Here is a 22,445-nt window from a genome sequence, read left to right on the forward strand (position 1 = left end):
GCACCACAGCCCGATAAGCGGCGAAACCGTTGCAAACCGACACTCTGTGACCTACGTCACGCCTTCGCCGATTTCGATCGCGCATACTTCCGCTGCGCTCCGCACTTGGCGCGCCAACACAATAAAATACGGTGGGCCATGTCCCTCGACCCGCTCGCCATTCTGGCGATACTCTTCGGGCTACAAGCGAAGCATTTCCTGTTCGATTTTGTCTTTCAAAGTGATTGGCAGGTTCGCAACAAAGGCATCTATGGCCACCCAGGCGGCATCGCCCATGCTGGCCTGCATGGTGTGGGCACTCTTGTCGTGCTTGGCCTATGCAGCGCTTTTGGTGTTTTGAGCTTGCCGCTGGCGGCGGCTTTGGCGATCGCTGATTTCGCCATTCACTACCATGTTGATTGGGCAAAGGCGCGGATCGCCCGCAAGCTCTACCTGACGCCTGAACGCTCTGGCTTCTGGGTCGCGCTCGGTGCGGATCAGGCCGCCCATCAAGCGACGTATCTTCTGCTGCTAGTCGTGCTGATCGCCGCGCTTTGAGCGCCTATCACAGAAGCAAACTGCCCAGACCGAGGCCGACCATGAAAGCGCCCGCCAGGAGCGCCAAAACGACTGGCTGGCTAAACAACTCCTTCGCTCTGCGATCTGCACTGGCAGCATCGTCGTCACCGCTACCAAGCATTTGGTCGACAAACGTGGTTTGTGCTTCTTCGGCCCCGGCTTCGAACTGATCGAGGTAGGCCTGTCTCTGCGCGGCATCGACGCCGCTTCGGTCAAGGCTCTCTTCCAGACGATTGCGGGACCGGTCGAAGAAATCGCGCATCGCGCGCAGGCTTGTTGGCGGCGCTTGGTGCAGCGCTTCAAGCAGTAATTTGGAAAATACAGGCACGCTCGCGCTCCGGCGACGACTCGAATTGCGGTATTACAAGGGCAAATCGAAGGGGACCGCAACAAATCGGCGATCAAGGCCCTCAAACCCCAGTTGATAAACGCTGATCAAAGCAACCGCCCGGCCGGGGGACGGGTCAAACGGCCTGATGATGGCCGCGATGCCATAGCGCTCGGGGCAGCCGCGAGAACTGGGAATACCGGTATCGCGATATACGGTCCGCGCGGCCTGGCTCTCGCTTTGAAGGCTGAGCCTGAACCCATGTGGCTCGACCATCCCAAAACAGTCGACCCTGGCCGGGAGCGGAAAGCGCTCAAGGCTGAGCACCCAAAGATCGCCAAAGGGCGATGCGACGGGCTCTTTGTAGAAGGCCATGCGCTCCTGTTGCGAGCCGACTTCCGTGGGGCCGGAGGCGGCAATGAGCCGGTGGGCAGCCGTGATGTCGTACTGGTTGAGAAGCGGCCGCGCTTGAACAAGCGCTTCGACGCGCACCGTGTGCAGCATCTGCATGAAATCGCTTCGGCCACCGACCTCCTGTTCGGAGCGGGACACGCGGATCGGCGTTCCGCTCACCCAACGGTCAGCCTTCAGGTCAATGATGAAGATGTCCGAGTATGGCAGGCCGGCGCCATCGGCTATGCCAAACTGCTCAAATGCGAAATGCTCGCCATCGGGCGAATAACCCAATATGCGATACTCCGCTAAGTCCGCCGCCCCCGCAGGGCCGGCAGCCGAGAGCAGTATCGCTGTTACCCATGCCACCAAGCGCACCAAAATCGCATTCATTTCGTCAAATCCTTCAGGCCCATACGTATGACAGACACCCCTCCGATAGACTGGGATGAAGTGGACGCGATCTATGATGCCGCGCGCAAGGCCGATGTGACAGGCGACACGGCGACGGCCACAGTTTTGTACCGGCAGCTGCTGACAATCGACCCCGACGATCATCTTGGCGTCATCCTCAGGTTAAGTCGGTTGGATGGCACCCTGCCTGAGAAGGCACCGGACGCTTACGTTGCAACCCTGTTCGATCAGGTTGCGGAGCGTTTTGAGGCGATCCTTGTGGATCAACTCGGTTACGCCGTGCCCTTGATGATTTCCCAGATGCTCACGGAGCGAGGTGTACCAGCCTCCAACCGCTGGCTTGATCTGGGCTGCGGCACCGGCCTATGCGCCATGGCGTTGGAAGATCAAACAGCTCATCGGGTGGGCGTCGATCTCGCGCCCACCATGGTGGAGATTGCCAGCGAGTTGGACCTCTATCAGGAGCTTGCGACCGGTGAAATCGTTGAGTTTCTCGTGAACCGGCCCATTGCAGCGCCCTTTGACCTGGTAACGGCAGCCGATGTTCTCCCGTATGTCGGTGCGCTGGAACCCTTGCTTGCAGCGCTCGGTACCCATGTCAGCGCTGGCTCGCACTTTGTTTTTTCAACCGAAGCACTCGGCGAAGACAGTCCTTGCGAAGGGTTCGCTTTGGGTGAACACAAGCGCTTTGCCCACAAGCGCCGCTACTATGAGACCGCCCTGAACGCTCATGGCTGGACGGTGGAGGCCGCGAAGTCCGTGATGGTGCGTCTTGAACAGGAAGAGCCCGTGATGGGTGATTTGGTCCTAGCGCGCAAACACTAGCTTTCGCGCGTATGCAAAAGCTGATCGCGTTCAACATCTTGAATTTTGTGCAGTGCAATATAAACTGCGCTCGCCTCTCCAATGCGCATCCCTGCCGCTCGGATCAAGGCGCATACAAAGGAGAGCTTCCATGAGCGGTCTGATCCTGACGGTCGCGCAGCAAAAAGGCGGATCAGGTAAGACAACCCTGTCCGCGCATCTCGCAACGGCACTGTCCTATGCGAAAATGCGGGTGGCGGTTCTCGACTGTGATCCGCAAGGTTCGCTCGGTGAGTGGCTTGAAGAACGCGAAAACAGGCTTGGGTCTGACAGCACGGGCCTCACCTTTCGCACCGCCTCAGGGTGGGGTGCCCGCCGCGAAGCGCGCTCGTTGGCCAAAGACCATGACGCTGTGGTCATCGACACGCCGCCTAAAAGCGATACGGAGGCCCGCCCGGCCATCGAAGTCGGCGACCTCGTGATCGTTCCGGTTCAACCATCTCCCATGGACGTCTGGGCCTGTGGCTCGACCATTGAGCTTGCACGAAAGGAAAATACGGCGACGCTGCTCGTGCTTAATCGCGTACCGCCGCGAGCGGCGATCACGGCGGAGATGACTGACGCGCTGAAGGATGTAGATTCGAAGCTTGCCAAATCGCGCATCGGCAACCGGGTCGGCTTTGCCGGCGCCATGAGCCTTGGCCTGACCATCATGGACACCGACCCAACCGGCAAGGGCGCAAGCGAAATCGATGCGCTTCGCAAGGAAGCGGTCCGCGCCGCAAAAGCTGCGGTCAAAGCCAACGCCTGACAGGCCTGTCCTGGTCCGGTTTACACGGGATCGGCGATCGTCTGTTTCACACCGCGCTGCCTGTGTTTTTGCCAAACCTCAGCAATCGCCGATGCGACGCCTGCGCGGCAGCGTTGGCGATCCTTTTCGCTCCAGATCTGCCCTTTACCGGGCGCTTCATCCGTCTTCTTTGGTGGGGCGAGGCGCTGCTTGTCTCCATTAGACAGGTTTGCACTGAGGATCGTTTGCGCGTCACTGAGGGCAAACCCACAAATTCCACACATGATGACCCTCTCTCGCTGGCGCCGACACAAAATGCTAGGCCCGTGAAAGCACATCATGCGCTGGCGCGGGCGGCAAGTTAGCGCTAGCACAGACCCCAGGGGATCGGCTTTGAGAGGCATCAAAGCGCCACCAACGATTGCGGATCACATGCGTTTTACCATCACCCACGCGACGGACTATGTGTTCAGTGCCCCTGTGGAGTTGCATCCGCATCGGATCATGATGAGGCCACGCGATGGCCACCATTTACGCATCGTTGACGCGTTGTTGTCGATCAGTCCAAACGCAAGCACGGTCTGGTCGTTCGACGTTTTTGGCAATTCGATCGGCACCTTGAGCTTTGCCGGCGCGGCTGATCGGCTCGCCATAACATCGACGCTCGACATCGAGCGGTTCGCTGCAAATCCCGAAGGCATGCTGGTCGATGGTCGGACAGCCAGATACCCGCTTGAGTACAGCCCGGAGGAGCGGCGCGACCTGGCCACCTTGCTTCTCATGGATGACGAGCGGGGCCTACCAGCCCTCGAAAGCTGGATCGAAGGACATAACCTGCGCGGGTCCGACGACGCATTAAGTCTCGCGCGCGCTTTGATGGAGAGCATTTATACCGGGTTCACCTACGAAGCGCGGTATTCCGAGGGTACGCTTTTGCCATCGCAGATGCTTGAGGCCGGCTCCGGCACCTGCCGCGACTACGCGTTCTTTATGATGGAGGCGGCGCGCGTCGTGGGCTTTGCCGCCCGATTTGCGACCGGATACCTGTATTCCCCCGCTCTCGACAATGCCGACGGGCCCACAACCGTCGGCGCCGGTGCGACGCACGCCTGGGCAGAGCTGTTCATTCCCGGCGTTGGTTGGATAGACTTCGATCCGACCAACAATCTGACTGGGTCCGCCGATCTCATCAAAGTGGCGACGGTCCGCAAACCCTCCCAAGCCATCCCCGTGTCGGGTAGCTTCACGGGCCCACAGGGCGCCGGCGGCCCACCGCAGGTCAGTGTCACCGTGGCGCGGACAAACTGAGGAAGCACCCATGAACACCTTGCGTTGCGTTTCTCCAATCGATGGCAGTCTCGTCGCCGAACGCGATTGCCTGAGCCTTGTGCAGTCTCAAGAGCTGATCGCGCGCACAAGAAAGGCCCAGTCGGGCTGGGCCAAGGTTCCCCTCGATGAGCGCATCGCGATGGTACAGGCTGGGGTGTCGAACCTGGGAGCGATGAACACCGATATAACGGTTGAATTGGCGCAGATGATGGGCCGCCCGACGCGCTATGGCGGTGAGTTTGGCGGCGTGAAAGAACGCGCCGACTACATGGCGGGGATCGCCCCGTCCGCGCTTGCGCCCGCTATCGTTGAGGATTCGCCAGCCTTCGAGCGGCGCCTCGAACGCGAGCCTCAAGGCGTTGTGCTCGTGATCGCGCCCTGGAACTACCCGTATTTGACCGCGCTGAATGTTATCGTACCCGCCCTGATGGCCGGTAACGCCGTGCTCATCAAGCATGCCGAGCAGACCCTTCTTGTTGGTGAGCGCATTGCAAGCGCCTTCCAGATGGCGGGTGTTCCGGACGATATCATCGCCAACGTCTTCATCGATCACCCCACCGCTGAAGCGCTGATGGCACAGGGCCTTTTTGACACGGTGACCTTCACCGGATCCGTTGCCGGCGGTCAGGCTGTGGAACGGGCGTTGGCGGGAACCTTCACCAACACGGTCTTCGAATTGGGCGGCAAAGACGCGGGTTATGTGCGCGCCGATGCCGACCTTGATGCGGCTGTCGCCGGCTTGATCGACGGCGCGATGTTCAATTCCGGGCAATGCTGCTGTGGTATCGAACGCATCTATGTCCATGAGAGCCATTATGATGCGTTTGTGGACAAGGCCGTCGCACTGACCAAAGACTATGTGCTCGGCGATCCTCTCGACCCAAAGACCACCATTGGACCGCTGGCACATGCGCGCTTTGCGAAAACCGTTCGCGAACACACCGCTGCCGCCCTGGCCGCTGGTGCAGTGGCTCACCTTGCCCCCTCACCCGCAGATGATGGTGGTGCTTATGTCAGTCCGCAAATCCTCACACATGTCGACCATTCGATGACCGTCATGAGAGAGGAGACCTTCGGCCCAGTCGTCGGGATCATGAAGGTCAACGGCGACGCACAAGCAATCGAGCTGATGAATGACAGCCCCTACGGCCTGACGGCTTCGATCTGGACATCGGACGCAGAAGCGGCCGCAACGATAGGGGCCGAACTCGACAACGGGATCGTCTTCATGAACCGATGCGATTACGTCGATCCCGCCCTGTGCTGGACAGGATGCAAACAGACCGGTCGCGGCGCATCTCTATCCGTTTTGGGCTTTCACGCGGTCACGCGGCCAAAGTCCTACCACCTGAAAAAGCAGCTCTGACGCGGCCGATCACTCCCGGCACGCACGATGCAACAGGATGCCGCAGGCAAAGCGCTGCTTTCCAGTTGCGAATGACTTGCAACTGCGTTGACATTCTGCAAATCATTCTCATAATCGTTCTAAACAAGAGGTCTGTCTTCGAAAGGGAGCAACTACCGATGACAACGCGTCCGCGCGACAACGACAAGCAGGAAAAAAGCCAGATGGGCACCGAGGGACAACCCTTGCCCCGCGTTCGGAAATCGACTGCCTTTTTTGCTGCAGTATTTGGCGCGTCGATTGCGCTGCTGGCGGTACAGGCAAATGCTGGGGATCGCTTGAAAGTTATTACCACGTTCACGGTCCTGGCTGACATGGCCCAAAACGTCGCCGGCGACGCGGCAGACGTCGTATCGGTTACGCAACCGGGTGCTGAGATCCATGGTTATCAGCCCACGCCGCGCGATATACTGGCCGCTCAGGACGCCGATCTCATTTTGTGGAACGGCCTTAACCTCGAACTGTGGTTCGAACAGTTCCTCGACAATCTTGACGGTGTACCGTCCGCAATCCTGACCGATGGGATCGATCCGATCGCCATCGGCTCCGGTAGCTATGAGGGGCTGACCAATCCGCATGCATGGATGGGGCTCGAAAACGCCCTCACTTACGTGGACAACATCGAAGCAGCTTTGAGCGCGCAGGATCCGGCCAACGCTGAGGTCTACGCGGCCAACGCTGAGGCATACAAAGCCGAAATCGAAGCCACGGTCGGCCCGTTGCGTGAAGCGGTCATCGCGATTCCTGAAGACCAGCGCTGGCTTGTCACATGCGAGGGGGCGTTCTCCTACCTCGCCCGCGACTTCGGCATGCAGGAACTTTATCTGTGGCCGATGAACGCCGATGCTGTCGGCACCCCGCAGCAGGTTCGCCGCGTGGTCGACACCGTCAATGACAACAACATCCCCGTCGTGTTCTGCGAGAGCACGGTCAATACCGACCCTGCGGAGCAAGTGGCACGCGAAACCGGCGCTTCCTATGGCGGCGTGCTTTATGTGGACAGCCTGTCGGAAGCCGATGGACCTGTACCGACCTACCTTGATCTGTTGACGGTCACCGCGCGCACGGTGGCCGAGGGGCTGACCGAGGCGATGAATTGAGGCGACCGCTCGAGGACGTGATTTGAACCTCACCGTAGCCAAACAAACAGACGCCAACATCCAAACGGGCGTTGGGACCATCGGTCTTACCGCCCAAGGCGTTTCCGTCACCTACCGCAATGGCGTCACGGCGCTGACGGACGCCAGCTTTGAACTGCCAACGCACACGATAACCGCCCTTGTGGGCGTCAATGGCGCGGGGAAATCAACGCTGTTCAAGGCGTTGATGGGATTCCTGCCCCTCGACGCCGGTGACATTCGTCTTTTGGGACTATCGGTCGCCCAGGCGCTCAAAAAGGGCATTGTGGCGTATGTGCCCCAGGCCGAGGATGTTGACTGGTCGTTTCCGGTTCTTGTCGAAGACGTTGTCATGATGGGCCGGTACGGTCACATGAATGCGCTGCGCATCCCCAGCAGGGCGGATAAGCGTAGTGTCCGGGAGGCTCTTGAAAGGGTCGGCATGGCCGACTTCATGGGCCGGCAGATTGGCGAGCTGTCTGGCGGACAACGCAAGCGCGTTTTCCTTGCGCGGGCGCTGGCGCAGGATGGACAGATCATTCTGCTGGACGAACCGTTCACCGGCGTCGATGTCCAGACCGAGGAAGCCATCATAACTTTGATGCGCGAAATGCGCGACGAGGGCCGCGTGATGCTGGTCTCAACGCACAACCTCGGCTCCGTCCCCGAGTTCTGCGACCGAGTCGTGCTGATCAAGGGCACTGTGCTTTGCTACGGCCCAACCGAAACCATCTTCACTCAGGAAAATCTCAGCCGCGCCTTCGGCGGGGTCCTGCGGCACTTCGTGCTCAGCGGCGATGATTTGCACGACGATGATGATGCGCGGCAGGTCACGATTTTGACCGACGATGAACGGCCGATGGTCATCTACGACGACAAGACCCGAACCACGGGCGATGGCGCTTCATGAGCGTTCTGTTCGAGCCATTCACCTACCAGTACATGCTCAACGCGATGTGGGTTTCCGCTCTCGTGGGCGCGGTGTGCGCGTTCCTTTCGGCCTACCTGATGCTGAAAGGTTGGTCCCTGATCGGCGATGCGCTCAGCCACGCCATCGTGCCCGGGGTCGCAGGCGCCTACATGCTGGGCCTGCCGTTCGCCTTCGGAGCCTTTCTTGCCGGCGCCCTTGCTGCCGGTGCCATCCAGTTTCTCGGTCAGCGCACAGGGCTGAAGCAGGACGCGGTGATCGGGCTGATCTTCACGGGCTTTTTCGGCCTGGGACTGTTCATGGTTTCGGTCTCGCCCACACCAATCGATGTGCAGACCATCATTCTGGGCAACATTCTGGCGATCTCGCCCACCGACATCCTGCAGCTTGCGATCATCGGCTTCGTGTGCCTGGGCATCCTTCTTCTCAAATGGAAGGACCTGATGGCCGTCTTCTTCGATGAAGACCATGCACGCACCATCGGCCTGAACCCACAGCGCATGAAATTCATGTTCTTCGTGCTCTTATCGGCGGCAACGGTGGCGGCTCTTCAGACGGTGGGGGCCTTTCTGGTGATCGCCATGGTCGTCACGCCCGGCGCAACCGCCTATCTTCTCACTGACCGCTTCCCGCGCCTGTTGGCCCTGTCAGTGGCCATGGGCACGCTGACCTGCCTGTTTGGCGCCTACATCAGCTACTTTCTTGATGGCGCGACCGGCGGCGTGATCGTGGTCCTGCAAACGCTGCTGTTCCTTGCTGCCTTTGTGTTCGCACCCAAACACGGCCTGCTGGCAAACCGGCGCCGGGCGCGCGAAGCCACTGGCGGGGTGCAGGCATGATCGAAACGGCGCTGCTGCCCTTCCAGTTCGGCTTTATGCAACAGGCGTTCGCGATTGCGGCGATCCTTGCGGTACCGTCAGCGATCCTGTCGTGCTTCGTCGTCCTGAAAGGATGGTCGCTGATGGGCGATGCCGTCAGCCACGCCGTGCTGCCCGGGATCGTCCTTGCGTATCTGGCTGGCATCCCGATCCTGATCGGTGCCTTCATCGCGGGCATGATCTGCGCGGTGGCGACCGGCTACATCAACGATAATTCCCGGGTCAAACAGGACACCGTCATGGGTGTGGTGTTCTCCGGCATGTTCGGGCTTGGCATTGTAATCTACGCCTCGGCGAACACATCGCTCCACCTCGATCACATCCTGTTTGGAAACATACTGGGCGTGAATGCACGGGACCTTTGGGTCTCCGGCATCATCGCCGCACTCATCACAGCGGGGCTTCTTCTGTTCTGGCGTGACTTGCTCCTGCACGCCTTCGATCCGGCTCAAGCTCAAGCGCTCGGACTTTCGACACGCACGCTGCATTACGGCCTTCTGTCCGCCTTGTCGCTTCTGATTGTTGCAACCTTGAGCGCGGTCGGGATCATCCTCGCAATTGGTCTTCTGATCGCTCCCGGCGCAATCGCGTTCCTTGTCACCAAGCGCTTCGGGCACATGCTCTGGGTAGCTGTTGCGGTGACGCTCGCATCGAGCTTCATCGGCATTTACGCAAGCTTCTGGATCGACTCAGCGCCTGCGCCAACCATCATCCTGACGCTGACGATTGCCTTCCTGATTGCATTCGGGTGGAAGCAACTTCAACCCAAACGCCAGTCGCCAACTACCGCGAACCGAACGCTGGAGGCATCGCAGCCTGCGGAATGATTGCGCCGGAATGGCCGATCACCGCGATCGCAAGCTCATGGGCACCTTTGGCCGCTGCGTTCGGGTCGAGGCCGGCCAGCCGCGCAGCCAGATAACCGCCATTGAAGGCATCGCCAGCCGATGTCGTGTCCACAACCGCGGACGCCCGGCGATAAGCCCCCCGTTCGTAGCGTTCCCCGCCAACGGCAAGGTGTGGGCCGTTGCTACCGTCCTTCAAGGCGATCTCCGGCACGCCCAATGACACGAGCCGATCGATGATCGCATGTGCGCTTGCATCGCCCCAGATGGCCTCCTCATCGTCACGCGAGGGTAACCCAAGTGTGGTGGCAGCCCACATGGCGGACATCGTCGTGCGGGCGTCCTCGATGCTGTCCCAGAGGATGGGGCGATAGTTGCTGTCGAAAACCACCGCTTTGCCAGTGTCCTTAAGCGCGGCACACGCTTCAATAAGCCTCGCGCGGCCATCGTGCGGGAGGATCGCCAGCGAAATGCCCGACAGGTACAACACGTCCAATTGCGCCAGTCGGTCCAGGTCGAGCCCCTCCGGGCCAAGCATCGAACGGGCGGCTGACGCGCTGCGCCAGTACCGGAAGGACCTCTCGCCGCGATCGTCAACCTCGATGGCATAAAGGCCGGGCAGGCGCGACGAGATGCGCGCAATACCGTCGGTGCCGAGCCCTTGGCCGCGCATAAAGCCGACCATCCGATCAGAAAGGTTGTCCGTGCCCAGCGCTGTTAGGTAATCGACCGAGACGGTGGAGGCAGGCGACATCCGCCGCAGATAAACAGCGCAATTCAAGCTGTCGCCCGCCACCCCAAGCGCCACCCTCCCGTCGGAGGCGCGGAGGTCGGAAAGCTCCAACATCGGTTCGCCGAGACAGGCGATGCGTGCGGGCCGGCCCCCGCCGGTAAGGCTGACAAAGGGATCGCTCATCGGGCGGGTGTAGCTGGAGCAAGCGACTTGGGAAAGGCCAAGACCGTGAAGGCTTGCTCGCTCTGGCCACCCCGCGTAGGTTCGCGGCCCAAACACGAAGGCTGACAAATGCCCGTCCCTCGCCTCAGCGCATCTGCACTCTCGCCACCCATTATCCCGGTCATCGTTTTGCACGACGCAGACGATGCCTTGCCCCTTGCCGACGCTTTGGCCCAAGGAGGCCTGACCAGCGTGGAGATCACCTTGCGCACCCCGGCTGGCCTTCCCGCCGCGACGACCCTTGCGCGATCACGGCCAGAGATGCTGGTTGGTGTGGGAACGGTTCTGTCGACCGATGATCTGACCCGTTGCATCGATGCAGGCGTTGCGTTCACCGTCTCACCCGGGCTGACCCCTAGTTTGCGGGATGCAGTGGCCAAATCGCCAATCCCGCATCTGCCAGGCTGCCAGACAGTTTCCGAGGTCATGACCTGCCAAGAGGCCGGGCTGATGGATGTCAAACTGTTCCCCGCAGCGCTCGCGGGCGGAACCTCGATGGCTAAGGCCATCGGTTCGGTTATGCCCGACATGCGCATCTGCCCCACTGGCGGTATTACCGCCCAAACAGCGGCGCAGACACTCCAAGAACCCAACATTTTTGCTGTCGGCGGAACCTGGCTGACGCCGGCCGATGCCATTCAATCCAAGGACTGGGCGCGTATCCGCGACCTCACCCGCCAAGCTGTCGAAAGTCTCCAAGCATGAGCCGCAAACCCAAGCCGCAAATCGTACCCTACACTGCCGCACTCGATCGCTATCAGCGCATGACCTACCGGCGGTGTGGCCGCTCGGGGCTGGACCTGCCGCTCATTTCGCTGGGGCTGTGGCACAATTTCGGCGAGGATACGCCGCACGCGACGAAGCGCGCTATGTGCCGGACCGCATTTGACCTCGGCATCACCCATTTTGATCTCGCCAACAATTACGGCCCACCACCGGGCAGCGCCGAGGAAGCCTTTGGCGATATCCTGCGTCAGGACCTTGGGCGTTATCGCGATGAGCTGATCATCTCATCAAAGGCTGGCTACGACATGTGGCCCGGACCTTATGGCGAATGGGGCAGCCGCAAGTACCTGATCGCATCGTGTGATCAGAGCCTCAAACGCATGGGGCTCGACTATGTCGACATCTTCTATTCGCACCGCTTCGACCCGAACACGCCGCTTGAAGAGACCATGGGTGCGCTCGACACGATCGTGCGGTCAGGCCGCGCGCTTTACGCTGGCATCTCGTCCTACAATTCCGAGCGCACGCGCCAGGCGGTCGCGATCCTCAATGACCTAGGCACGCCCTGCCTCATCCATCAGCCCAGCTACAATCTGTTCAATCGCTGGGTGGAGCGGGACGGCCTGCTCGATACGCTCGATGATCTCGGTATCGGGTCCATCGCCTTCACGCCGCTCGCACAGGGGCTGCTGACCAACAAGTATCTCAACGGCATCCCCGAGGGCAGCCGCGCTTCCCAGGACAAGTCCCTCGACACGGGCACCATCTCCGAGGAGACGCTTGCTGCAGTCCGCGCGCTCAACGAGATTGCGCAGGCTCGCGGTCAAACACTGGCGCAGATGGCCATCGCCTGGGTTCTGCGCGACGGGCGCGTCACCACCGCCCTGATCGGCGCATCCAAGCCGAGCCAGATCGAAGACTGTGCGGGCGCAATTGACAACCTCGAATTCTCGCAGGATGAGCGCGACGCCATCGACCAGTATGCCAAGGACGCCGGGGTGAATCTATGGGCACGGTCGGCGGAACTCGACGACTGACACAAGTCGCTAGGCCGCCTGGGCCTCATTGACCGCTTCGTCAAAGGCTTCCCACTGGAGGTTGCCGGCATATCGCCATGCCATCCGCCCTTGCGCGTCGAGCGCAAACAGCTGCAGCCAGCGATTATCGAACAGGGCACGCACGTCCGGATGCCGGTCGAGGATGTCGCTCATCGCCTCCGTCGGCGCTTCGATGCACACTGAAAGCCGCAGCGGATCGTGCACAAGCCCTTCTCCGTCATGGACCGATTGCCAAGGCAAGCCGGGCTGGAGGAGCCCGCCATTGCCCTCGACCACACCGATACCGCCAACCACGTTGTGGATCAGCTTGTTGCCCCCGCCAAAGGCCGTGGGAGCGACAGTGGAGCCGTAATACTGCAGGCTGATCCAACTGGCGACGACCACCGGCGCGGTCATGATCAGTTCGAGAACGCCAAAGCCCTCGTCTTTGCTCCACGCATAATCGTGCAGGAAAGCTCGGCCTTCGAGCGATCGTCCAGCGGTGCGGCTGCGCGGAGCGGCGATGAACGCTTTGCATCCCGCAAGCGCCCATTCAGGCCGGGTTTCCGCCCAGTCGATGGTGCGCTGCGTGATCGCAGTTTCCGCATCGGCTCGTGGCAGCCGCAGCGCCCGCTCGGCCCGCGTAACTTGGCCGGCAGCTTCCAGCCACCGTTTCACCTGCGCCAGCACCTCTGCATGATCGGTGAGCGGCTGGTCGCCTTCATAGAGCGTCACCGCATCTGAGGTGGTATCATGCAAACCGGCCAAAAAAAGCGTGTCGTCGGGAATTGAGATACCCTTTTCAACAAGGCCCTCCCGCACGTCTTTGTGGTTCAGCACGGCCGCAAGAAGCCGCGCATTTACCTCGCCGGAATAGCCGCCGCACGCCCCGCAATGCAGTGCGCTCTTGTGCGGGTTGTTCGTGACGTTGGCGCCATGACCCGCGAGCAGAACGATTTCAGCAAAACCATCGGTCAGAGACATCGCGCGCAGAACCGTATTTGCGGCATCGACCATCTGCGGGACGGTCAGCGCCGGGTCGAGCCGCGGCGCCGGATCGGCCGTTTGGGGCTTTGCTCCGAAACCAAGCGAATCCCGCACCAGCTTGTAGGCGTAAAGCGGCCCCGTAGCTTCGACAAAAGCAAACGATGAAACCGCGGCAAGCTTGAAACGGCCCCATGCCCTGTGGGCACGTTTGCGGAACCGGGCCTGGAGCGCCTTCTCTTCATCGGCATCTGTCCCTGAAACCGATTGGAGCGCGGGATTGATCAGGACTGGCAAACGCAACTCCTCTACATCGGAGGCGAAGGCCTTGTGGGCGGGCGTGATGCCGAAGAACCCGGCGAAGCCGAGCGTCTGAACCGCTGGATCGACCGCCTCCAACGCGCGGCGGAACACTTCCGACCGCACATCGATGCAAAACGCCGCCTGGAGCAAAGGCCGCTCACCGCTTGCGTCTGTCCGCCTTTCGGCCAGCAGGGCCGCAAGGTCGGCCTGCTCGGACCGCTCACGCGCTTCCTGCAGAATCGCATCTACGATCAGGTCCGTCCCGGGTTCGGCCGGCTTGGCGTGCTCGGCCGTCACGGCCTCCCACTGCTCGGATATCGCATCGCCGCACAGGTGCAGAAGGGCTTCCTCCCATATCAGCCTGATCGCAAGAAGATCGGTGGCGGTCCGGTCGTCAGTCTCCGCAAGATCGGCCTTCCACAAACGGTACCGGGCGACCTGGGCCCAACCGCCCCAACGCATGAGAAGGGAATGGAAATAGGTGGGTATTGCCGCATCGGTCAGGCCGAGCCGCGCAATAGACCGCGCCAGGGCCTCATCGGCGGTCTGTGGCGCGTCCGCTACGTAACGGGCAAAGCCCGTGAGGCCAGCGATCTCCGGCGTCAGATCATGCGTCGCCACGTCCCGCCATGCGCCATAGGCGCTCTTGCCTTTTGGCGCAGCCCACAAGGCCTGCCCCTCATCGAAATAGCCGCCTGCCCACATGCCAAGGCGGTCGGCGATGAGGGACGGCCAATCAATGCCCAGAGCATCGGTTGCGAGCTCAGCAATGGTGGGTAAGGCAACGGGCTTGGGTCCTTGTGTGCGGACCGCAGCCTTCAACGCATCGAGCGATGAAGGCTTATCCTTATGGTGGCAGGCATCAAGCGCAGCCTGCAAGGCATCATCGGACAGCAGACCAGCATCGATGCGCTCGGCGAACCAAGACCGGTCCATGGTGATCGGCAGCCCGCCAACCCGAGCCAACAAGGCTCCGGTTTGCGCCAAATCCTGCTCCGCTTGGCCGAGGAACGGATTGACCGCCACACTGGATGCCAGCGGCCAGACCGGCGGGACCGCCTGCACGGCCTGCCGAGCTGCCATTAGAGCGATTTTCCTGCGTTGTGAGCCAGACGCTTTCATTGTCGAGGTTCCCTTCTGTGCCACGATCAAGACGCGTTTTTTGGTGCCGCAGCGGCGCGCTGCCGCGACACGCTGTTGGAAGACCAAGCGTTCAATAGCCGGTTGAAAACCGCATTCGCATAGAGCCCGTTGGACAAGTGAACCCGAAGCCCCGCCGCTGCCGGGTGATAGGCCCAGAGCGGGAAAAGCGCCTGTGCCCAGGCCACAAGGCCAAAGCTGATAACGGCGAGCGTAATGAGCGCCCACTCGAGAGGACCCGGGGCTGGGGTGGCCGGGAGGGTGCCCAACAAAAGAAGGTCAGCCAGCGATTGCAGGGCAAAATAAGCCGTTGCGGTGAGCGCCGACGCGATGCCGGTGCGCACCGTCAGCGCGGATGGTGCGTCATCGGCGAGGCCCTGCGCTAACAAGTAGGCGACCCCGAAGATAAGAATAGCACCCAGCGCTATTGCTTGCGGACTCTTGCCGGCAAACCCGAATGTTAAACCGACAATCAAGAACAGGATGATCGCGCTCGCAAACGCTCGCAGAACCGCCCATCCATCGGGAATTGCGACCGGACCTGGCCTCTTGATGCTGGCCACCAGATCAACCGTGCCCCCGGACGCCAGAAAAGCGTGCGCCTTGTAAAGCGAGTGGGCCACAATGTGCAGCAGCGCCAGCGGGAACAGCGCGAGCCCGCATTGCAGAATCATGAACCCCATTTGCGCGACCGTCGACCAGGCAAGCGAGGTCTTCACAGCTGAGGCGGTGAGCATGACGAGACCACCGAATAGCGCGGTAAAGCCGCCGATGATGACCAGCGCCGCCAAAACGCCTGGCGCAAGCAGCATGACGTCGGCAAACCGGATGAGGATGAAGCCGCCAGCATTGATCACCCCGGCATGCAGCAAGGCGGACACCGGTGTTGGCGTTTCCATAACTTCGGTGAGCCAGCCGTGGGTTGGGAACTGCGCCGATTTGAACAGGGCGGAAAACGCAAGCAGTGCAGCGGCAACCATCGCCAGCACGCCGCCGTCACCGGCGCGTGCGGCTTCGAGAATGGCCGCGATATTCGCCGTGTCGTAGGTGAACGCCAAGCACAGCGCAGCAAGCACCAGCGCGGTGTCACCGAAGCGGGCGGAAATCGCTTTTTTGCGGCCCGCACGTTGGGCATCCACCCGTTGAGGGTAAAACAGCAGAAGCTTGTTCAGGAAGGTGCCTGCGCCGATCCAGGCAGCGACCAACTGAAACAACGTCCCCGCCTGCACGAACAGCAAGACACATGCGAGCGTCATGCACAAATGGCCCATGAACGCGCCTTGAGCGCGCTCTCCGTCGAGGTAGGTGTTCGAAAACCGTATGACCACCCAGCCGACGGCGGAGACGAGCGCCATCATCGTGACCGAGACGGCATCGATCCTCGTGGCAAGGCCAAGAATATCGCTCCCGATGGTTGGGGAACTCACCGCGCCCGCGCCGATGAGCATAACCAAACAACCAAGAGCGATACCGAAAGCGGCAACAGCGGCCAACTCCGCATAGGCAAGTGTCTGTCCGGGGCGGAAGTCGGGCCCGCGATAAGCAAAAAGGGCAGCGAGAAGAAACGCTAGCGGTGCGAGATAGGCGATCAGAGCAAGCATTGGCGGGGGTCTCCAAGGGGGTCGCCCGCGCCTTAGCAGCGCCAATTCATCAAAAAAATTACATATTTCTTCAGAAAACGTTCTATCATATAGAACAATGAGCTTGAACTACCATCACCTCCGGCTGTTTCGTGCGGTGGCACATGCGGGAAATCTCACCCGTGCGGCGGAGCAGCTGGCGCTGTCGCAATCGGCGCTGTCGGTCCAGATCAAGCGCCTTGAGGAAGCGCTCGGAAACTATCTGTTCGACCGACAAGGGCGAAGGCTGGTCCTCACCGAAGCGGGACGAATAGCCCTCGATCACGCAGACGCGATCTTCGCCACCGGCGATACGCTGCTTGAGACGTTGCGCGGCAGCCATGATGAGCGGCGGCAGATACGGATCGGCGCGCTGTCCACCCTGTCGCGCAACTTTCAGATCCGATTTCTTGCGCCACTGATCCATCGGCACGATGTCGAAGTTGTCTTGCGGTCAGGAAACCTCAACGAACTTCTTGATGGCCTCCAAGCGCTCAATCTTGATGTCGTGATCGCCAACCAACCCCCGACCACTGCGACCGGCGTCCCGATCGTTGCACAGCGCGTAGCAGAATTAGGCGTCAGTCTTTTCGGCGCTCCGGGCCTGGCTGATGCCGGCGGCGATGCAGCAAAGCTGCTTGCAACCCATCCGCTGCTTCTGCCCAGCTCTGCAAGCGGGATTCGAACCGGCCTCGACGCCTGGCTCGCTCGGCGGAGCTTGCGACCGCAGATAGCCGCCGAAGTCGACGACATGGCGATGCTGCGCCTTCTGGCACGTGAGGGCGTCGGGCTGGCCGCACTGCCGCCCATCGTCGTGGAAGATGAGTTGGCCCAAGGGCTGTTGGTCGAGCTGGCAAAACTGCCGCAAATCGCTGAGACGTTCTACGCGCTCACCATCGAACGACGATTTCCAAACCCATTGGTCGGTGCACTGCTCGATGGCTCATCCGCAACGCAATAGGTGGCTAGCCAATCACGTCATGCGTGTAGCAAATGAGCGGCCTTTTCAGTGCGCCCATAAGCTCATCGCAAGCATCAAGATCGGCCTGCGGTATGCTCTTCCAGCTGGCTTCATCGGTCCAGATAATAATTGCGCGAACTCGGTCCGGCTCATCGCGGCGCACCCATAGCTGCTTGGAGACAAAACCCTTCTGGCGGGACAAAAACGGCGTCCAGCTAGCCGCATCCGCCGCAATCCAGGCGTCATGCTCATGGTTTGCAACTTCAAACACCAGTTCTTCGATCACCATGGTCCGAACCAGCGCTAAAGGCGCACCGCCTCCCCTGTGAGCGCCGATTCCTGCGCCGCGATGCCCATGCGGACAGCCGCGATCCCATCGTCGAGAGACACCGCCGGCGGGCGCCCGTCCCGAACGGCCTGCAGGAACAGCTGGTGCTGGTAGTAGGTCGCGCCATTATGGTCGCCAACCTCAAGCAGATCCTGATCCACCGGGATCGTCACTTCACGTGGGCCGCGCGGCTCTCTGGGGCTCACCAAGACCTTGGCGACCGGTGGTGCGCCAAGATGCTCCGGCCAGAAGCGCGTCGGACCCGGTACGAACGCTTCAATTTTACCGGTGGGGCCCACGGCGGTGACCTCTTCCTGATAGGACCCGCCTTCTGCAAACATGCATAAATCGAGCATGGCTCGCGCGCCGCCATCGAAATCAACGATGATATAGCCATGGTCCCAGATGTCCGGGGTACGGTCGTCATACCGCTCGGTCAGGTGATTGACCGCCTGCCCCGCACTGGCCATGACCCGGACCGGCTCGGCCCCGATCGCCAGCCGCATCAGGTCGAAGAAGTGACAGCACTTTTCGACCAGCGTACCGCCTGTGTTGGCATTGAAACGGTTCCAGTCGCCGACCTTTTCGAGGAACGGAAAACGGTGCTCGCGGATCGAAAGCATCCTGATGCCGCCGGTGACCTCATGGACTTGTGACAGGAATGCCGCGATGGGCGGCATATAACGGTACTCCATCGCGACCCAGACAAGCTCTTGATAGCTTGCCGCGAAAGCCTTGAGGCGTGCGAGGTCAGCGGGATCGGTGAAGACAGGCTTTTCAACAAGGATCGGCACGGAGCGGCGTGCGGCGATGCTGTACAGCTGCTCGACATGCAAATGGTTGGGCGAGACGATTGCCAAAGCATCGAAATCGTCCTCGGCGAGCAACTCGTCTAGGCTCGATGTTATCCGCATCTGCGGGGCCAAGGTGGCGGCACGCGCCCGCATCGCCGGATCAGGTTCGCAAATCGCGCTCACGCGGGCACCGGGCAGCAAACCGATGTTGAGGATATGCTCCTGCCCCATCATGCCCGTGCCAACGATGGCATAGCGCAATGGCGGGGCGCCGGAAGCGCCGACCGCTGCCGCGGGTTGGGCAAGCGTGGATTGATCCATTCTTCTTTACCTCATGCGCGAGACATAGCGCGCGATGTTTGCGTCAAACCAGGTCCGCGAAAACTCCGCCAACTGCCCATCCTGCGCCCGGCTCAAGCGTTCTACCAAACCCACGACTTCTCCCGGATTGGGGGCAAATGCATGCGGCGCCCAGTCAGGCACCTGCCCCACGCCGACCCGGTCTTCAGCCTGCGAGATCCATAAGCCGAGCGAACGCCTGTAGTACAGATACAGCGAATCCGAAATATCGGCTTGGTTGATCGATTGGGCGAAGGAGCCATCCAGCCAGACTTCCTCGACAGCCGCTGGACGTCCGTCCAACAGGCGGAGCCGCCGGATGCGGTGGGCGTCTGCTGCGCTTCCAAATTGCGGCAAACCCTCAGGCTTTGCGAGCTTCTCAATCTGAAGCAGCGAAGCGGTCGGAAGGCCTCCGCCATCGTTCAGTTCGAGGCGGAAGAAGGCGTAGATACCCTGAAGGTCGCCAGCCGCCTTGATGTAGTTGCCTGAGCCTTGCACACGCTCGAGCATGCCGCGCTGCTCAAGCTCAGCAAGCGCCTTGCGCAACGTCCCCACCGAGGTCTGCAGGCTCGTCGCCATATCGCGTTCCGGCGGCAAGCGTTCGCCGTCCGATAGCCGCCCGGCGGCGACGTCCCGGATCAACATCTCCGATATCTGAAGGTAGAGCGGCAGAGAACCTGGCGTGGTCTGCTGGGCTGTTGGGCGGGAACGGTGCACGGTGTCGGGCGGGCTGATGCTCAAATTGATACACGATTGATCTATGTCAGATCCGGTGCTAGGGAAAGCAAAAATTCTAGCGAGGAAACCCGTGTATCAGTCCGACCAAACCGCATGCGCCAACGCAGGATTTGCGGCGGTATGAGTGTCGTTCCCATAACGTCGCCGGACCTTTCGGGGTCCGAGGTCTCCTGGTTTTCCGCCCTTTGCTCCGACGACTACCGTTTCCTTGGCGTGCCGGAGGGCGATCTGCGGTCAAGCTGGGCGCATTGTTCGGCGATCTTGAAGGAAGCTGAAGCGCAGGGTTTCCGCAACATCCTTTGCCCCTCATCCTATCAGGTCGGTCAGGACACGTTGACCTTTGTGGCGGGCTGCGCGCCGATCACCGACAGAATCAACATGCTGGCGGCAGTGCGCTGCGGCGAGATGCAGCCGATCATGCTGGCGCGGACCGTTGCCACGCTCGACCACATGCTGCGTGGTCGCTTGACGGTGAACATTATCTCTTCGGATTTCCCCGGCCAAAAGGAAGATTCGTCCTACCGTTACCGCCGCTCGCGTGAAGTGGTGGAGATTCTCAAACAGGCCTGGACGCAGGACGTCATCAACTACGCTGGCGAAATCTACACCTTCGAAAACGTACCAACGGGACCCGCCAAACCCTACCAGACCGGCGGACCCCTACTTTACTTTGGCGGGTACTCACCCAACGCGCTGGAGCTGTGCGGGCAGCATTGCGATGTCTATCTGATGTGGCCCGAGCCCAAGGAGCAGATTGCCGAACGCATGAAGGCCGTAAACGCCGTCGCCGAGCGGTACGGCCGAACGCTGGACTACGGCCTGCGGGTCCATGTGATCGTGCGCGACACCGAGGCCGAGGCACGCGAATACGCCGATCATCTGGTTTCAAAACTCGATGATGAGTACGGTCGGTTGATCCGTGAGCGCGCCCATGATTCCGGTTCACTGGGCGTGTCCCATCAGGCGAAGGCGCGGGAACTCGCGGACAAGTTCGGCTATGTCGAACCACATCTGTGGACCGGCATTGGCCGCGCTCGCTCTGGCTGTGGTGCGGCGCTTGTCGGGTCCACCGATCAGGTTCTGTCAGAGATCGAGGAATACCAGAAGATGGGCATCCGGGCTTTCATCTTCTCCGGGTACCCCCATCTGGACGAGTGCAGAAGCTTTGGCGCGCGCGTTCTGCCGCAGCTAGAAACCGTCTCCTTGCCGCAGGCGTATGGCCGGGTGCCCGCGGAACTGCCCGCGACCCCACTTGCTGCAGGAGTGCGCGTCTGATGGAGCGTATCCAGCTTTCGCCAAACTTTGAAATGAGCCGCATCGTCTACGGCATGTGGCGACTGGGCGATGATGCAGACACCTCGCCCGCCCATATCGAGGCAAAGGTTGAAGCCTGCCTCGATCAGGGCATCACGACCATGGATCAGGCGGACATCTACGGCGGCTACACCGCTGAAGCGCTGCTGGGCGCTGCATTCGGCGCAAATTCGGCACTTCGCGACCGGATTGAGCTGGTTTCAAAGTGCGGGATCGTTGCGCCGGTTGGCCGCTACAGCGATGCGCGGGTCAAACACTATGACACCTCCGCAGGGCACATAAACGCATCGGTGGAGCGATCCTTGACGGACATGAAGACCGACCGGCTCGACCTCCTGCTCATCCACCGGCCCGATCCGTTCATGGACCATGAAGAAACCGGCAGAGCGCTCGATGCTCTTGTGACGTCAGGCAAAGTGCTCAATGTCGGGGTTTCAAACTTCACGCTCAACGATTTTACGCTTCTGCAAAGCGCCATGAGCGCACCGCTTGTGACCAATCAGATCGAACTGTCGGTTTTGCACCATCAGCCCTTTCTCGGCGGCGACGTTCAATGGCTGCAGGAGCGGAAAGTACCGATCATGGCCTGGTCACCCCTTGCCGGTGGTACCCTTTTTGGCACACAAGGCGCTGTGGTGCGCGCTGTGCTCAGCCGGCTTGCAGGTGAGCAAGGCGTCGATCCCAGCGCGGTAGCGGTGGCATGGCTGCTCGCGCACCCGGCTCGCATTCTACCCGTCATGGGTACCAATTCACTGGCGCGCATCAAGGCGCTATCCGATGCGTTGCGGGTTTCGATCGACCGGCAAAGCTGGTTTGAAATTCTGACCGCAGCGATGGGCCAGGACGTTCCCTGACGCTTCACCTGCCAACCCGTCCGAAAGGATCTGAGGACCGATGAACATGCACGCAACCCCGCCCGTCACCGGCACGCCGGTCAACGATACGCGCGCTCTACGCGATGCATTCTCGCGGTTTGCCACCGGGGTGACGGTGGTCACGACCATGACACCGGCCGGACCAGTGGGTATGACGGTCAACTCTTTCTCGTCGGTTTCGCTGGAGCCGCCGCTTTGCTTGTGGTCCATCGAGGGCACCTCAACGCGCTACCATGAGTTTGCCGGAGCCACACAAACGGCGATCCACGTTCTCGCCCATGATCAAAAGGCCTTGTGCCTGGCGTTCGCAGAGCGCCCTGACGCGTTCGACCTTTCGAGCTGGAGGCAGGGCGCGAATGGCCTGCCGTTGATCGAAGGCTGTCTCGCGCGTTTCGAGTGTCAGCGCTTCGCGGCACATGAAGCCGGAGATCACACGATCCTGATCGACCGGATCGTCGCGGCCGAAATGCATGGGGGCGAACCACTGATCTTCAATCAGGGCGACTTTGGGCGCTTTGCGGCCAGCTAACGACGGCGCGCCC

Annotated in this window: 24 protein-coding genes; 15 read left to right on the plus strand and 9 right to left on the minus strand. The window is 61.0% G+C overall.

Going from position 1 to position 22,445, the window contains the following annotated elements; translation table 11 throughout:
• Nucleotides 1-138: 138 nt before the first annotated feature.
• Nucleotides 139-537, plus strand: a complete 399-nt coding sequence (locus tag AAF739_15360; protein ID MEM6384049.1) for a DUF3307 domain-containing protein — start codon at nt 139-141, stop codon at nt 535-537.
• Between the two features lie 7 nt (nt 538-544).
• Here the strand turns inward: AAF739_15360 and AAF739_15365 are convergent, their stop codons facing one another.
• Nucleotides 545-886, minus strand: coding sequence for a hypothetical protein (locus AAF739_15365; protein ID MEM6384050.1), 342 nt, complete (start codon nt 884-886; stop codon nt 545-547).
• A 33-nt stretch (nt 887-919) separates the two neighbouring features.
• Nucleotides 920-1,672, minus strand: coding sequence for a DUF2259 domain-containing protein (locus AAF739_15370; GenBank protein MEM6384051.1), 753 nt, complete (start codon nt 1,670-1,672; stop codon nt 920-922).
• 27 nt (nt 1,673-1,699) lie between these two features.
• Here AAF739_15370 and AAF739_15375 point away from each other — a divergent pair, with 27 nt between their 5' ends.
• Nucleotides 1,700-2,518: a methyltransferase domain-containing protein gene (locus AAF739_15375; protein MEM6384052.1), complete on the plus strand. Its 819-nt coding sequence runs from the start codon at nt 1,700-1,702 to the stop codon at nt 2,516-2,518.
• 130 nt (nt 2,519-2,648) lie between these two features.
• Nucleotides 2,649-3,308, plus strand: a complete 660-nt coding sequence (gene parA / locus AAF739_15380; protein MEM6384053.1) for a ParA family partition ATPase — start codon at nt 2,649-2,651, stop codon at nt 3,306-3,308.
• A gap of 20 nt (nt 3,309-3,328) precedes the next feature.
• On the opposite strand, the gene AAF739_15385 is transcribed toward parA, so the two are convergent.
• Nucleotides 3,329-3,571 carry a hypothetical protein gene (locus tag AAF739_15385; GenBank protein MEM6384054.1) on the minus strand — a complete coding sequence of 81 codons (243 nt, stop codon included), beginning with the start codon at nt 3,569-3,571 and terminating at the stop codon, nt 3,329-3,331.
• Between the two features lie 148 nt (nt 3,572-3,719).
• Between AAF739_15385 and AAF739_15390 the strand changes: the two genes are divergently transcribed.
• The 6 genes from AAF739_15390 (at nt 3,720) to AAF739_15415 (ending at nt 9,772) form a co-directional block, all read left to right on the plus strand.
• The gene (locus tag AAF739_15390) at nt 3,720-4,595 is read left to right on the plus strand and encodes a transglutaminase family protein (protein MEM6384055.1); all 876 of its coding nucleotides are present in this window, start codon (nt 3,720-3,722) and stop codon (nt 4,593-4,595) included.
• Between the two features lie 10 nt (nt 4,596-4,605).
• Nucleotides 4,606-5,982: an aldehyde dehydrogenase family protein gene (locus AAF739_15395; protein ID MEM6384056.1), complete on the plus strand. Its 1,377-nt coding sequence runs from the start codon at nt 4,606-4,608 to the stop codon at nt 5,980-5,982.
• A 203-nt stretch (nt 5,983-6,185) separates the two neighbouring features.
• The gene (locus tag AAF739_15400; GenBank protein MEM6384057.1) at nt 6,186-7,121 is read left to right on the plus strand and encodes a metal ABC transporter substrate-binding protein; all 936 of its coding nucleotides are present in this window, start codon (nt 6,186-6,188) and stop codon (nt 7,119-7,121) included.
• Between the two features lie 22 nt (nt 7,122-7,143).
• Nucleotides 7,144-8,049 (plus strand): manganese/iron ABC transporter ATP-binding protein, encoded by a 906-nt coding sequence (locus tag AAF739_15405; protein ID MEM6384058.1) that lies wholly within the window; start codon nt 7,144-7,146, stop codon nt 8,047-8,049.
• A complete protein-coding gene (locus tag AAF739_15410) occupies nt 8,046-8,906 on the plus strand; it encodes a metal ABC transporter permease (protein ID MEM6384059.1) in 861 nt (286 codons plus the stop codon). Before AAF739_15405 ends, AAF739_15410 begins: the two co-directional genes overlap by 4 nt.
• Nucleotides 8,903-9,772: a metal ABC transporter permease gene (locus AAF739_15415; GenBank protein ID MEM6384060.1), complete on the plus strand. Its 870-nt coding sequence runs from the start codon at nt 8,903-8,905 to the stop codon at nt 9,770-9,772. The genes AAF739_15410 and AAF739_15415 overlap by 4 nt, the downstream gene beginning before the upstream one ends.
• On the opposite strand, the gene AAF739_15420 is transcribed toward AAF739_15415, so the two are convergent.
• Nucleotides 9,729-10,706 carry a sugar kinase gene (locus AAF739_15420; GenBank protein ID MEM6384061.1) on the minus strand — a complete coding sequence of 326 codons (978 nt, stop codon included), beginning with the start codon at nt 10,704-10,706 and terminating at the stop codon, nt 9,729-9,731. The genes AAF739_15415 and AAF739_15420 overlap by 44 nt on opposite strands.
• A gap of 108 nt (nt 10,707-10,814) precedes the next feature.
• Here AAF739_15420 and eda point away from each other — a divergent pair, with 108 nt between their 5' ends.
• Nucleotides 10,815-11,450: a bifunctional 4-hydroxy-2-oxoglutarate aldolase/2-dehydro-3-deoxy-phosphogluconate aldolase gene (eda, locus tag AAF739_15425; GenBank protein MEM6384062.1), complete on the plus strand. Its 636-nt coding sequence runs from the start codon at nt 10,815-10,817 to the stop codon at nt 11,448-11,450.
• Nucleotides 11,447-12,508: an L-glyceraldehyde 3-phosphate reductase gene (mgrA, locus tag AAF739_15430; protein ID MEM6384063.1), complete on the plus strand. Its 1,062-nt coding sequence runs from the start codon at nt 11,447-11,449 to the stop codon at nt 12,506-12,508. The genes eda and mgrA overlap by 4 nt, the downstream gene beginning before the upstream one ends.
• 9 nt (nt 12,509-12,517) lie before the next feature.
• Here mgrA and AAF739_15435 read toward each other — a convergent pair whose 3' ends face one another.
• Together AAF739_15435 and AAF739_15440 are read right to left on the minus strand one after the other, a co-directional pair.
• A complete protein-coding gene (locus AAF739_15435; protein MEM6384064.1) occupies nt 12,518-14,917 on the minus strand; it encodes a DUF2309 domain-containing protein in 2,400 nt (799 codons plus the stop codon).
• A gap of 26 nt (nt 14,918-14,943) precedes the next feature.
• A complete protein-coding gene (locus tag AAF739_15440) occupies nt 14,944-16,536 on the minus strand; it encodes a proton-conducting transporter membrane subunit (GenBank protein ID MEM6384065.1) in 1,593 nt (530 codons plus the stop codon).
• Nucleotides 16,537-16,633: 97 nt separating this feature from the next.
• Here AAF739_15440 and AAF739_15445 point away from each other — a divergent pair, with 97 nt between their 5' ends.
• Nucleotides 16,634-17,515, plus strand: coding sequence for a LysR family transcriptional regulator (locus tag AAF739_15445; protein MEM6384066.1), 882 nt, complete (start codon nt 16,634-16,636; stop codon nt 17,513-17,515).
• A 4-nt stretch (nt 17,516-17,519) separates the two neighbouring features.
• Here AAF739_15445 and AAF739_15450 read toward each other — a convergent pair whose 3' ends face one another.
• From AAF739_15450 to AAF739_15460, 3 genes are read right to left on the minus strand one after another with little or no spacing between them, the layout of a single operon-like run.
• Nucleotides 17,520-17,804, minus strand: coding sequence for a TIGR03792 family protein (locus AAF739_15450; protein MEM6384067.1), 285 nt, complete (start codon nt 17,802-17,804; stop codon nt 17,520-17,522).
• A 14-nt stretch (nt 17,805-17,818) separates the two neighbouring features.
• A complete protein-coding gene (locus AAF739_15455) occupies nt 17,819-18,958 on the minus strand; it encodes a Gfo/Idh/MocA family oxidoreductase (protein MEM6384068.1) in 1,140 nt (379 codons plus the stop codon).
• A gap of 6 nt (nt 18,959-18,964) precedes the next feature.
• On the minus strand, nt 18,965-19,711 hold the full coding sequence (locus AAF739_15460; GenBank protein ID MEM6384069.1) for a GntR family transcriptional regulator: 747 nt from the start codon (nt 19,709-19,711) through the stop codon (nt 18,965-18,967).
• 123 nt (nt 19,712-19,834) lie between these two features.
• Between AAF739_15460 and AAF739_15465 the strand changes: the two genes are divergently transcribed.
• From AAF739_15465 to AAF739_15475, 3 genes are read left to right on the plus strand one after another with little or no spacing between them, the layout of a single operon-like run.
• Nucleotides 19,835-20,989: an LLM class flavin-dependent oxidoreductase gene (locus tag AAF739_15465; protein MEM6384070.1), complete on the plus strand. Its 1,155-nt coding sequence runs from the start codon at nt 19,835-19,837 to the stop codon at nt 20,987-20,989.
• Nucleotides 20,989-21,882, plus strand: a complete 894-nt coding sequence (locus AAF739_15470; protein ID MEM6384071.1) for an aldo/keto reductase — start codon at nt 20,989-20,991, stop codon at nt 21,880-21,882. Before AAF739_15465 ends, AAF739_15470 begins: the two co-directional genes overlap by 1 nt.
• 40 nt (nt 21,883-21,922) lie before the next feature.
• Nucleotides 21,923-22,432 (plus strand): flavin reductase family protein, encoded by a 510-nt coding sequence (locus tag AAF739_15475; GenBank protein MEM6384072.1) that lies wholly within the window; start codon nt 21,923-21,925, stop codon nt 22,430-22,432.
• Nucleotides 22,433-22,445 lie beyond the last annotated feature (13 nt).

Source organism: Pseudomonadota bacterium, assembly GCA_039024915.1.
In the GTDB taxonomy this organism is placed as follows: Bacteria; Pseudomonadota; Alphaproteobacteria; order Rhizobiales; family MH13; genus MH13.